This is a genomic window from Microbacterium lushaniae (assembly GCF_008727775.1).
Taxonomy (GTDB): domain Bacteria; phylum Actinomycetota; class Actinomycetes; order Actinomycetales; family Microbacteriaceae; genus Microbacterium; species Microbacterium lushaniae.
Genome location: NZ_CP044232.1, coordinates 2,442,460 through 2,454,935 on the forward strand (window position 1 = coordinate 2,442,460; position 12,476 = coordinate 2,454,935).

At 72.7% G+C, this 12,476-nt stretch carries 8 protein-coding genes; 3 read left to right on the forward strand and 5 right to left on the reverse strand.

The window, feature by feature from the left end:
• Positions 1-25: 25 nt before the first annotated feature.
• Positions 26-568, forward strand: a complete 543-nt coding sequence (locus F6J85_RS11705) for a TetR/AcrR family transcriptional regulator (protein WP_150925184.1) — start codon at positions 26-28, stop codon at positions 566-568.
• A gap of 101 nt (positions 569-669) precedes the next feature.
• Here the strand turns inward: F6J85_RS11705 and F6J85_RS11710 are convergent, their stop codons facing one another.
• From F6J85_RS11710 to rsmI, 3 genes are all read right to left on the reverse strand, one after another.
• The gene (locus F6J85_RS11710) at positions 670-1,572 is read right to left on the reverse strand and encodes a TatD family hydrolase (RefSeq protein WP_150925186.1); all 903 of its coding nucleotides are present in this window, start codon (positions 1,570-1,572) and stop codon (positions 670-672) included.
• A 16-nt stretch (positions 1,573-1,588) separates the two neighbouring features.
• Entirely contained in the window at positions 1,589-3,166 is a 1,578-nt protein-coding gene (gene metG, locus F6J85_RS11715; RefSeq protein ID WP_150925188.1) for a methionine--tRNA ligase, read from the reverse strand.
• Between the two features lie 70 nt (positions 3,167-3,236).
• Positions 3,237-4,055 (reverse strand): 16S rRNA (cytidine(1402)-2'-O)-methyltransferase, encoded by an 819-nt coding sequence (rsmI, locus tag F6J85_RS11720; RefSeq protein WP_150925190.1) that lies wholly within the window; start codon positions 4,053-4,055, stop codon positions 3,237-3,239.
• A 22-nt stretch (positions 4,056-4,077) separates the two neighbouring features.
• On the opposite strand from rsmI, the gene F6J85_RS11725 reads away from it, so the two are divergent.
• The gene (locus F6J85_RS11725) at positions 4,078-5,676 is read left to right on the forward strand and encodes a dolichyl-phosphate-mannose--protein mannosyltransferase (protein ID WP_238706943.1); all 1,599 of its coding nucleotides are present in this window, start codon (positions 4,078-4,080) and stop codon (positions 5,674-5,676) included.
• Here F6J85_RS11725 and F6J85_RS11730 read toward each other — a convergent pair.
• Both F6J85_RS11730 and F6J85_RS11735 read right to left on the reverse strand, forming a co-directional pair.
• Positions 5,673-7,502: a thioredoxin domain-containing protein gene (locus F6J85_RS11730; RefSeq protein ID WP_150925192.1), complete on the reverse strand. Its 1,830-nt coding sequence runs from the start codon at positions 7,500-7,502 to the stop codon at positions 5,673-5,675. The two genes, F6J85_RS11725 and F6J85_RS11730, sit on opposite strands and share 4 nt — an antisense overlap.
• A 1-nt stretch (position 7,503) precedes the next feature.
• A complete protein-coding gene (locus F6J85_RS11735; RefSeq protein WP_150925193.1) occupies positions 7,504-8,340 on the reverse strand; it encodes an aldo/keto reductase in 837 nt (278 codons plus the stop codon).
• Positions 8,341-8,526: 186 nt separating this feature from the next.
• Here F6J85_RS11735 and hrpA point away from each other — a divergent pair, with 186 nt between their 5' ends.
• Positions 8,527-12,453, forward strand: a complete 3,927-nt coding sequence (hrpA, locus tag F6J85_RS11740) for an ATP-dependent RNA helicase HrpA (protein WP_150925196.1) — start codon at positions 8,527-8,529, stop codon at positions 12,451-12,453.
• Positions 12,454-12,476 lie beyond the last annotated feature (23 nt).

The window sequence follows — 12,476 nt, forward strand, 5'->3', positions numbered from 1 at the left end:
GCGGCACTGCATGAACGGAGTGAGCATGGGGCAGCGGGACGCGGAGGCGACTCGGGCGCGGATTCTCTCTGCCGCGGTGACGGAGTTCGCGGCGCATGGATACTCGGGCGGCCGGATCGACCGCATCGCGAAGGATGCGGGGAGCAATGTGCGCATGATCTACGCCTACTTCGGCAACAAGAGCGGCCTTTTCGACGTGGCGCTCTCCGATGCGATCGTGCGGATGGCGGAAGAGGTGCCCCCTGAGCCGTCCGATCTACCGGCCTGGGTCGGTGCGCTGTTCGACTTCCATCAGCGTCGGCCCGAGGTGCTGCGCATCTGCCTCTGGGCTCAGCTCGAACGGCCGGAGGCTGCCTCCGAGCCGCTCGAGACTTATCTGGCGAAAGTCGAATCCGTGCAGCAGCAGGCGTCGCCGGCCATCGGCGCCGTCGACCTCCTCGTCATCATCTATGCCGTCGCCCAAGCCTGGCAGCTCGCGCCGATCGGCCTCCTGGCAGTCGACCGGCGTGCCAGCAGCGACACGAGGCGGGCCGCCGCGGTGGAAGCGGTCACCCGCATCCTCGCCTGACCGCAGTCCCTGACCCGCGAGACTGCATCCCACCGACGAGACCGCGACACAATGCGGCGGTCTCGTCGGTGGCGTGCAGTCTCGCGGAGGCGGGGCCCGCGTCAGTCGAACGAGCCGTAGACCTCGGTGGTGTTCGCGGCCAGCTGCGCGCAGAACTCGTCGAGGTCGACGCCGAGTTCTGCGGCCATGAACCGCACCGTCACCGGGATCAGGTACGGGGCGTTGGGCCGCCCGCGCAGCGGCGTGGGGGTGAGGAACGGAGCATCCGTCTCGACCAGGATGCGATCGCGCGGAGTCACCGCGAGGGCGTCGCGCAGGTTCTGTGCGTTCTTGAACGTGACGTTGCCGGCGAACGACAGGTAGTAGCCGCGGTCGGCGGCGATGCGCGCCATCGCCTCGTCGCCGGAGAAGCAGTGGAAGACCGTCCGCTCGGGCGCACCCACGCGCTGCAGGGTCTCCAGGACCGCGTCGTGGGCGTCGCGGTCGTGGATCTGCATCGCCACGCCGTGCTTCTTGGCCAGGGCGATGTGCGCCTCGAAGGAGCGGAACTGCGCCGGGCGGCCGTCCTCGCCGGTGCGGAAGAAGTCCAGCCCCGTCTCGCCGATCGCGCGCACCCGCGGCTGCGCGGCGAGGTCGTCGATGACGGCGATCGCCGCATCCAGCTCCCCCGCCTGGGCGTACGCGGGCGCCTCGTTCGGATGGATCGCGACGGCGGCGAGCACGCGCGGGTGGGATGCGGCGGCCCAGGCCGACCAGCGCGACGACGCGACATCGCCGCCGGCCTGCACGACCCCGCGGACGCCCACGGCGATCGCACGCTCGAGCTGTTCGTCGAGCGACAGGCCCGTCTCGCCGTCTTCGATCTCCAGGTGCGCGTGGTTGTCGTACACCGCCACCGCGAGCGCCTCGGGCGGCTCGGGGTAGCTCACCTCGCGCGCCCCCTTCTCGCGCTGGCGGACGTACTGCGACGGGTCGGCGGGAAGGGGCGGGCGGGACGCGGACATCGGCGGAGCGGGAGGGTCAGGCGGGCTGCTCGACGCGGGGGAAGAGCGGGGACAGGCCGTTGACCGACGTGCCGGGCCGCAGGACGCCCCATCCGCCCGCCTCGCGCAGGGGCTGGTCCTGGATGCGGCCGAGGCTCTCGGCGGCGCCGAGGGCGATCCACAGCTTCTCGGTGGCGACGGGCATCACCGGCGACAGCAGCACCGCGAGGGCGCGCAGGCCCTCCGCCGCGGTGTACAGCACCGTGCCCAGGCGCGCGCGCTGCGCGTCGTCCTTGGCGAGGGCCCAGGGCTCGTTCTCGGTGATGTAGCCGTTCAGCTCCGTCACGATGGTCCAGATCGCGTGGATGGCCTCGTCGATGCGGAACCGCTCCATCGCCGCGTCGGCGGCGGCCGCGGCATCCGCGACGACGGTCTGGATGCGGCGGTCGGCGTCGGTGTACTCCCCCGGCGGCGGCACGATGCCCTCGTAGTACCGCTCGATCATCGCCACCGTGCGCGAGGCGAGGTTGCCGAAGCCGTTGGCGAGCTCTGCCTGGTAGCGGGCGGAGAGGTCCTCCCACGAGAACGATCCGTCCTGCCCGAACGCGATCGCCGAGAGGAAGTAGAACCGGTAGGCGTCGGAGCCGAACACGTCGGTGATCTCGGTGGGTGCGATGCCGGTGAGCTTGGACTTCGACATCTTCTCGCCGCCCACGAGCAGCCAGCCGTGCGCGAACACGCCGCGGGGCACCTCCAGGCCCGCCGCCATCAGCATCGCGGGCCAGATGACGGCGTGGAAGCGGAGGATGTCCTTGCCCACGACGTGGTACGCCGGCCAGCGTCGGGCGAACTGCTCCGGATCGGTGCCGTAGCCCACGGCGGTGGCGTAGTTGAGCAGGGCGTCGACCCACACGTAGATGACGTGCGACTCGTCCCACGGCACGCGGATGCCCCAGTCGAAGGTCGAGCGGGAGATGGAAAGGTCTTTCAGGCCGTTCTTGACGAAGGAGATCACTTCGTTGCGCGCCGAGTCCGGGCGCAGGAAATCGGGCTCGTTCTTGTAGAGCTCGAGCAGCTTGTCCTGGAACTCGCTGAGCTTGAAGAAGTAGTTCTTCTCCTGCAGCAGCTCCAGGGGCTTGGAGTGGATGGCGCAGACCTTCAGGCCCTCGAACGCCCCCGTGCCGTCGACGATCTCCGACTCCGGCTTGAACTCCTCGCACCCCACGCAGTACAGCGCCTCGTACTCCCCGGCGTAGATGTAGCCGGCGTCGTACAGGGTCTGGAAGAAGACCTGCACGTTGCGCTCGTGGCGCTCCTGGGTGGTGCGGATGAAGTCGTCGTTGGCGACGTCGAGGGTCTCCAGCAGCGGGAACCACGACTCGGTCACGAGCTTGTCGACCCACTGCTGCGGCGTCACGCCGTTCGCGGCGGCCGCGCGCAGCATCTTCTGGCCGTGCTCGTCGGTGCCGGTGAGCATCCACGTGTCGTCGCCGGACTGCCGGTGCCAGCGCGCGAGGGTGTCCACGGCCACGGTCGTGTACCCGTGGCCGATGTGGGGCACGTCGCTCGGGTAGTAGATCGGCGTCGTGATGTAGAAGGATCGGCCGGTGCTCACCTGAGGATTCTACGGGGGCCGGCGCGCGCGATCGGTCGTGTGACGCCGCGGCGTGACGACCGGCGCCGGGCTACGTGCGGGCCGTCAGCGCCGCCTGGTACAGCTCGCGGGAGGAATGACCGGTGTGGGCGGCGACTTCGGATGCCGCATCCTTCAGCCGCGCGCCGGTGGCCTTCAGTTCGAGCACCTGGGCGACGGCGTCGGGGAACGACGTCTCCCGCGGCGCGGCGCCGCCGACCACGAGGGCGATCTCGCCGCGGACGCCGCCCCGCGCCCATTCCGCCAGTTCTCCGAGCGACCCGCGCACGATCTCCTCGTGCAGCTTGGTCAGCTCGCGGCACACCGCGGCGGGCCGGTCCTCGCCGAAGGCGGCGGCGAGGTCGTCGAGCGTGGCGGCCAGGCGCGAGGGCGCCTCGAAGAACACCAGCGTGCGGGGCTCCGAGGCGAGCGCGGCCAGCGCCGCCCGCCGTTCGCCGGGTTTGCGCGGCGGGAAGCCTTCGAAGGCGAACCGGTCGGTGGGAAGGCCCGACACGGCCAGGGCCATCAGCACGGCGCTCGGGCCGGGGAGGGCGGTGACCGTCACGCCGGCGCGGGCGGCCGCCGACACCAGGCCGTACCCGGGGTCGCTCACGGTGGGCATGCCCGCGTCGCTGAGGACGAGCACGTCGCGCTCGCGCGCGAGGGCGACCAGGTCGTCGGCGCGCTCCTTCTCGTTGTGGTCGTGCAGCGCGATCAGGCGCGGGCGGTTCTCCACCCCGAGGGCGGCGAGCAGTCGCTGGGTCGTGCGGGTGTCCTCGGCGGCGATGACCTCGACCGACGACAGCGCCTCGACCAGGCGGCGAGAGGCGTCGCCGAGATTGCCGATCGGCGTCGCACCCAGGATGATCACGGCCCCAGCTTAGGCTGGGCGCGTGACGTCGACCGCCGAGCATCCGCCCACCGCAGCGGCCTCGACGCGGCTGGAGCGATGGCGGTCGCGCGTGCACGCCGACCCCGCCCGATCACGCCTCTTCGCCTGGCTCGCGCCGGCGCTGGTGACACTGCTGGCCGGCGTGCTGCGGTTCGCGGGGCTGGGGCATCCGGAGTCCATCGTCTTCGACGAGACCTACTACGTGAAGGACTCCTGGAGCCAGTGGGTGCTCGGCTACCCGTCGAGCTGGCCCGCCGACGCCGACGCGAGGTTCGTCGCCGGCGAGACCGACATCTTCACCGCCACCGGCAGCTACGTCGTGCATCCGCCGCTGGGCCGCATCCTCATCGCCGCGGGAATGGCCCTGTTCGGCCCCGACTCCTCCACCGGATGGCGCTTCTCGGTGGCGGTGCTGGGCACCGCGAGCGTGCTCGTGCTGTACTTCCTCGCCCACGCGCTGACCCGTTCGCGCCTGTTCGCCACGGTCGCCGCGTTCCTCCTCGCCATCGACGGGGTGGCGATCGTGATGAGCCGCATCGCGCTGCTGGATGGCATCCTGACCTTCTTCGTGCTGCTGGCGTTCTGGTTCGCCGCGCTCGACCGGCGCGGATCGCTCGACCGTCTCGCCGCGCTGGTGACCGCGCGCGCCGGTGACCCACCCGACGGGCGCCTGAGGTGGGGGCCGGTGCTGTGGGCGCGGCCGTGGCTGGTCGCTGCGGGGGCTGCGGCGGGGGCGGCCACGGCGGTGAAGTGGTCGGGGCTGTACGTCCTGGCCGCGATCGGCCTGTATGCCGTCGTCACCGACGCGCTCGCCCGCCGCCGTGCCGGCGTCCGGATGTGGCCCGCCGACGCCGCGCTGCGGCAGGGGCCGGCGTCGTTCCTGCTCCTCGTGCCCATCGCCGCGGTCGTGTACGTCGCGTCCTGGACCGGCTGGCTCGCCAGCGATGGCGGCTATTCGCGGCACGCCGTGGACGCCACCCCCGCCACCGGGGTGTGGGCGTGGGTGCCGCTGGCCCTGCAGAACCTGTGGGCCTACCACCAGTCCATCTACGCGTTCCATGTGGGCCTGACCACGCCGCACGGATATGCGAGCCCCGCGTGGCAGTGGCCCCTGCTGGTGCGGCCGACGTCGATGCACTGGCAGCAGGATGCCGCCGGCACCGCCGGCTGCGGGCTGCCGGCCGGGTGCACGGAGTCCATCTCGAGCCTGCCCAACCCCATCGCGTGGTGGGCGGGGGTGGCTGCGGCCGTCTTCCTCGCCGTGCGCTTCGTCATGGTGCGCGACTGGCGGTACGCGTTCGTCCTGACCGGCCTGGCCGCCACGTACGGGCCGTGGCTGCTGTACCCCGACCGCACGATCTTCCAGTTCTACACGGTCGTGATGGTGCCGTTCCTCCTGCTCGCGCTGACCTTCGCGCTGCGCGAGATCGCCGGCCCACCTACGGCTCCCCTGGCCCGCCGGCTCAGCGGGCAGCGGGTGGTGGTGGTGTTCCTCGTCGTGGTGACGCTCGTCTCGGCCTTCTGGTACCCCGTGTGGACGGGCCTGCCGGTGGCGTACGACTTCTGGCGCCTGCACAACTGGCTGCCCACGTGGGTCTAACCGAGCTGATCCGGATCGGTCACCGGGAGCCGGCACGCGAATCCGCGGCAGTCGTACGCAGTCGTGCGCCCATCCAGCGCCGTCTTCCCCTCGAACAGCGACAGCCCCGCTGCGGCCAGGGCCTCGGCCTGCTCGGGTGAGACGAGCGCGACGATGTCGGCCCGGATGCGGCGGGCGCGCTGTGCCAGCGGGGCGCCGGGGTCGCCCACCACGACGAGCTGATGCGGCGCTTCGGCGAGCGCGGCGGCGACCTGCAGCAGCGCACCGTGCGCGATGGGGGCGGCGAGGGCTGCGGGAGCGGCGGCCTTCACGAGCGTGACCGCGACGGAGCGGTAGCGGTCGCCGGCCCCGGCCTGCCACAGCGCGAGCGCCGCGGCGGCGAGCGCCGACGGCCCCGACGGCGCGGCGCCGTCGCTGGGCACGCCGGCGGTCTGCACCCCCTGCGCCACCAGCACGGGGTCTCCCCCTCCGGGCGCCTCGATCGTGCCGTCCTCCTCCACGCAGGCGTCGACGAGCTCGCGAGCGCGCACGGCGTAGGCCGGCTCGCCGGTGGCCAGCGCCAGCGCCAGAAGCCCGCGCGCGAGGCCGCCGTAGTCTTCGAGGGTGGCCGGGGCGGAGGAGACGATCTCATCCAGCGACGCACGGCGGAGCATCCCGTCGGCCCCGAGGTTGGTCTCCAGCACCGCATCCGCCGCCCAGCGCGCCGCCTCCAGGAATCGGGCGTCGCCGAGTACGGCTCCCGCGCGGGCCAGCGCGGCGATCGCGTGCCCGTTCCAGCCCGTGACGATCTTGCCGTCCAGCGCCGGGGGCTGAAGCCCCGCACGTCCCTCGGCGTCGCGGGCGTAGTAGCCGCCCTCGCTGCGGGCGCCGTCGATGATCGACTCGGAGTCCTGCGCGGCGGCGATCCCGCCGCTGGGCTGCTGCAGCACGTCGACGAGGAAGCGCGCCGCGTCGCGCGCGATGTCGTCCTCGCCCACGTCCAGGGCCGCATCGATCAGGCCGGCGTTGTCGGTGAGCATGCGCTCGTAGTGGGGCACCGTCCAGTCGCGCCGCGTCGCGTAGCGGAAGAATCCGCCCTCGACGGGATCGTGCAGTTCGGAGTCGGCCATCGCCCGCAACGCGCGACGGGCGACGTCCGCGGCATCCGGGGCCGCCTCGGCGAGCGCCTCGCACGCGAGGAAGCGCAGCACCGGGACGTTGGGGAACTTCGGGCTCTCCATCCCGAGCCCGGCGGCGAAACCGCCGTGCTCGCGGTCCTCGGCTGCGGCGACACCGCGCGCGGCGGCGGCGAGCTCGTCCAGCGACGGCGGCGCGTCGGCGCCCGGTGCCGCCGCGCCGGCGATCGCCTGACGCAGCGCCTCGCCGGTGCGCTCGACCTCCTCGCGGCGCTGCGTCCACGCCTCGCGCACCGCGGCCAGCACGTCGCGGAAGGCCGGCAGCCCGCCGCGGGCCTCGTCCGGCCAGTACGTTCCCGCGTAGAAGACCGCTCCGCGCGGGGTCGTGAACACCGTCAGCGGCCACCCGAGGTTGCGCGTGAAGGCGGAGGCGGCGTCGAGGTACGCCGCATCCACGTCCGGATGCTCCTCACGGTCGACCTTGATCGCCACGAATCCGTCGTTGATGATCGCGGCGGTGGCGTCGTCGGCGAAGGACTCCCGCGCCATGACATGGCACCAGTGGCACGTGGAGTAGCCGATCGACACGAGCACCGGCACGTCGCGGCGCTCGGCCTCGGCGAACGCCTCCGGCCCCCACGGGTACCACGCGACCGGGTTGGCCGCGTGGAGCCGCAGGTAGGGGCTGGAGGCGTTCGCGAGGCGGTTCAGCTCAGTTCACCTCATCGGAGTGCGACGCGACGCGCCCCGACCCGTCCTGCGGGTCGATCGAATCGATCGCGGCCATCTCGGCGTCGGTGAGCTCGAAGTCGAAGATGTCGAAGTTCTCCTCGAGGCGCTCGCGGCGCACCGACTTGGGGAACACGATGAAGCCGTGCTGGATGTGCCAGCGCAGCACCGCCTGGGCGGGGGTCTTGTCGTGCGCGGCGGCCGCCTCGGCGACGGCGCGGATGCCGAACAGGTCGTACTTGCCCTGCCCCAGCGGTCCCCACGACTCGATGTGCATGTCGTGCGCGGCGCCCCACTCGACGATGTCGCGACGCGAGTACGCGGGGTGCAGCTCGATCTGGTCGACGACGGGGGTTACGCCGGTGGCCTCGACGATGCGGTCCAGGTGCGGCACGAGGAAGTTCGAGACGCCGATGGAGCGCGTGTGCCCCGCATCCCGGATCTCGATCATCTTCTCCCACGCGTGCAGGTAGTTGTCCTTCGCCGGCGTCGGCCAGTGGACGAGGTAGAGGTCGACCTGCTCGAGACCGAGCTTCTCGAGGCTCTCGGCGATGGCCTTGTGCGGCTCGTCGCCGTCGTGACGGTCGTTCCACAGCTTCGTCGTGATGAACAGCTCGTCGCGCGGGATGCCGCTGGCGGCGATCGCCGCGCCCACGCCCTTCTCGTTGCCGTAGATGGCGGCGGTGTCGATGTGGCGGTAGCCCACCTCGAGCGCTTCGCTGACCGCCCGCTCGGTGTCATCCGGCGGAACCAGGAACACGCCGTAGCCGAGCTGGGGGATGCTGTTGCCGTCGTTGAGCGCAACTGTGGGAATCGTCATGCCCCCAGCCTAGGAGCGGCCCCGGCCGCCGCGTCCGGGGGTTGACGCGCCGCCCGCTGCTCGCCCACGGGTCCGCCGCACGCGAGACACCACATTCCGGCTGAGACACCCTGCGGCGCGCGGCGTCTCAGCCGGAATGTGGTGTCTCGGGAATGGCGCGGCGGCGGCGGGATACGATCGGAGGCTGTGTCCGCGCCCGAACCCGTCATCGCCTACCCGCCGGAGCTGCCCGTCAGCGCCGCCCGGGAGGAGATCGCGCGCGCCATCGCCGAGAACCAGGTCGTGATCGTGGCCGGCGCCACCGGCTCGGGCAAGACGACGCAGCTGCCGAAGATCTGCCTCGAGCTCGGCCGCACCAGCATCGCCCACACCCAGCCCCGCCGGATCGCCGCGCGCACGATCGCCGAACGCATCGCGGAAGAGATGCAGGTGCCGCTGGGCACCACGGTCGGCTACAAGGTGCGCTTCACCGACAACGTCTCCGCCGACACCCGCGTCGCGCTCGTGACCGACGGCATCCTGCTCAACGAGATCCACCGCGACCGGCTGCTGCGCCGCTACGACACGATCATCATCGACGAGGCCCACGAGCGGTCGCTGAACATCGACTTCCTCCTCGGCTACCTCCGCCGCATCCTGCCCGAGCGGCCGGAGCTGAAGGTCATCGTGACGTCGGCGACGATCGACCCGCAGAGCTTCGCGAAGCACTTCGCGGATGCGGCGGATCGCCCGGCGCCGATCGTGGAGGTGTCCGGCCGCACCTACCCGGTCGACATCCGCTACCGCCCGCTCGTGCCCGACGGCGCGGCCGACGACGACGCGGACGAGGTGGGCGGCATCGTCGCGGCGCTGCGCGAACTCGACCGCGAGCCGCCGGGCGACGTGCTCGTCTTCCTCCCCGGCGAGGCGGAGATCCGCGATGCCGCCGACGCCGTGCGCGGCGCGTATGCGAAGGATGCCGCGCCCACCGAGGTGCTCCCCCTCTACGGACGCCTGTCCTCGGCCGAACAGCACCGCGTGTTCGAGCCGTCCCGCGTGGCGGGCGTGCGACGGCGGATCATCCTGGCCACCAACGTCGCCGAGACGAGTCTGACCGTCCCCGGCATCCGCTACGTCGTCGACACCGGGACCGCGCGCATCTCGCGCTACAGCGCGCGCTCGAAGATCCAGCGCCTGCCGATCGAGGCGGTGTCGCAGGCCTCCGCGCAGCAGCGCTCGGGCCGTGCGGGCCGCACGGCCCCGGGCGTGGCCATCCGCCTCTACTCCGAGGAGGACTTCACCCGCCGGCCGGAGTACACCGAGCCCGAGGTCCTGCGCACGTCGCTGGCGTCGGTGCTGCTGCAGATGCTCGCCCTCGGGTTCGGCGACATTGCGGCGTTCCCCTTCCTCACCAAGCCCGATTCGCGCGGCGTCAAGGCGGCCGGCGACCTGCTCACCGAGCTCGGCGCCATCACCGTGCCGGGCGGACGCAGCGGCGACAACCCCAGGCTCACGAAGATCGGCCGCGAGATCGCGCGCCTGCCGATCGACCCCCGTTTCGCGCGGATGCTGCTGGAGGCCCGCGAGAACGGCACGCTCGGCGAGGTGCTGCCCATCGTGGCGGGTCTGTCCATCCAGGACGTCCGCGAACGACCCGAGGAGCGCCGCGAGGAGGCCGACCGCCTGCACGCGCGGTTCGCCGATCCCACGAGCGACTTCCTCACGCTGCTGAACCTGTGGAACCACCTGCAGGAGAAGCAGGCCGAGCTCGGCTCCAGCGCCTTCCGGCGGCTGTGCCGCAGCGAGTTCCTCAACTACGTCCGGGTGCGGGAGTGGGTGGACGTGCACCGGCAGCTGCGCTCCGTGCTCGGCGGTCCGCGCTCCTCGCGGGAGGCCGGCCCCGACGGGCATGAGGCGGGAGACGCCATCCACCGGGCGATCCTGGCCGGCCTGCTGTCGCAGATCGGCATCCTCGACCCGCGCACCGCGAACCCGCCGAAAGACCGCCGTACGCCCAAGGCGCCCGCCGACGGGCGCCCCGCCAAGGGCGAGTACATCGGAGCGCGCGGCGCGCGCTTCGCGATCTTCCCCGGTTCGGGCCTGCGCAAGAAGCGGCCGCACGCGGTGATGGCCGCCGAGCTGGTGGAGACCTCACGGCTGTTCGCCCGCACCGTCGCCGCGATCGATCCGGCGTGGGCGGAGGAGCTCGCCGGCGACCTCGCGAAGCGCTCGCTGAGCGAACCGCACTGGTCCAAGAGCGCCGGTGCCGCATCGGCGTACGAGAAGATCACGCTGTTCGGCGTGGAGATCGTGCCGCGCCGCCGCGTGCAGCTGGCCCGCTTCGACCGGCCGCTCGCGCGCGAGATGTTCCTGCGCCACGCGCTCGTCGAGGACGAATGGGATGCGGCGGCCCTGGACAAGCGGCTCACGGCGTTCCTGCGCCGCAACGCCGAGCAGCGCCGGCGGCTGGAGAAGATCGAAGAGCGCGAGCGGCGCCGCGACATCCTCGTCGGGGACGAGGCGGTGTTCGCGTTCTACGACGCCCGCGTCCCCGCCGACGTGTTCGACGTGCGCTCGTTCGAACGGTGGTGGCGCGAGGCCGCGGCACGCACGCCGCACCTGCTCGACCTCACCGAGGCCGACCTCACCGGTGACGCCGCGCGCGCCGACGACCGGGGCTTCCCCTCACGGTGGCGGCAGGGCGATCAGACGCTGTCGCTGTCGTACCGCTTCGAACCCGGCGCCCCCGACGACGGCCTCACGGTGCTCGTGCCGCTGGCCCTCCTCGCCCAGCTGCGGCCGGACGGGTTCGACTGGCAGGTGCCGGGTCTGCGCGACCAGCTCGTGACTGCGCTGCTGCGCGCCCTCCCGAAGGCGATCCGCCGCAACGTCGTCCCCGCCGCCGACTGGGCCGAGCGGTTCTCGGCGGAGCTCGTCGGCCGGGGCCCCGAAGACACCGACGGGCTGCCGGCGACGAGCCTCGTCGAAGCCCTCGCCGCGCAGGTGCAGCGGGTCGCGAATCAGCCGGTGCGCGCATCCGACTTCGACCTCGAGCGCGTGCCCGGGCACCTCCTGCCGACCTTCCGCGCCGTCGACGCGCGCGGACGCACCGCCGGCAGCGACCGTGACCTGGCCGCCCTGCAGGCGCGCCTGGCGGACCGCGCGCGCTCGAGCGTCGCCGCGACGATCGAGCGGAGCACGGCGCGGGTCGCGGCGGCGACGGCTCCCGGGTCAGCCGCCGCGTTCCCCGCGCGCGCCGGCGTCACCGGCTGGGATTTCGGCGACCTGCCCGACGTCGTAGACACCAGGGTGGCGGGCGGCGTCGTGCGCGGCTACCCCGCCGTCGTCGACGACGGCGCGAGCGTGTCGCTGCGGCTGGAGACCACGCCCGCGGATGCGGTGCGCCTCACTCGTGCGGGCGTGCGTCGCCTGCTCCTCCTGGCCGTCGCCTCCCCCGCCGCGTACGTGCTCGAGCACCTCACCTCGACGGAGAAGCTCGCCCTCGCCGCATCCCCGTACCCCAACGCCAAGGCGCTCATCGAAGACGCGCGCGTCGCCGTGGCCGATGCGGTGCTGGAGCGGGAGGCGCCCGCGGGCGTGCGCACGCGCGCGGCGTTCGAGGCGGTGCGCGACCGCCTGTCGGCCGTCGTCGTGGACGACACCTTCGCGGCGGTGTCGCTGGCGGCCCGAGTGCTCTCGGCCGCGCGGGAGGTCGACCGCGCGCTCAAGGGGCAGAGCTCCATGGCGCTCCTGGGCGCGCTGGGGGACGTGCGGGCGCAACTGGGCGGCCTCGTCTTCCCCGGGTTCGTCTCGGCCATCGGCCTCACGCGCCTGGCGCACGTGCCGCGGTACCTCGCGGGGGCGCTCGAGCGCTTGCAGACCCTCCCCGACAACCCGGGGCGCGACCGGCAGCGGCAGAACGAGTACGAACGAGCCGCCGCCCTGTACGCCGAAGCGGGCGGGACGATCCCGCCCGCCCCCGGCACCCCCGCCGGCCTCGTGCACGCCCGGTGGCTGCTGGAGGAGCTGCGCGTGAGCCTGTTCGCGCAGCGCCTGGGCACCGCCGAGGCGGTCTCGCCGCAGCGCATCGCGAAGGCGCTGCGCGAGGCGGGCGCCCCGGCCGCCCGCGGGTAGGCTCGGCGGCGGAAAGGGGACGC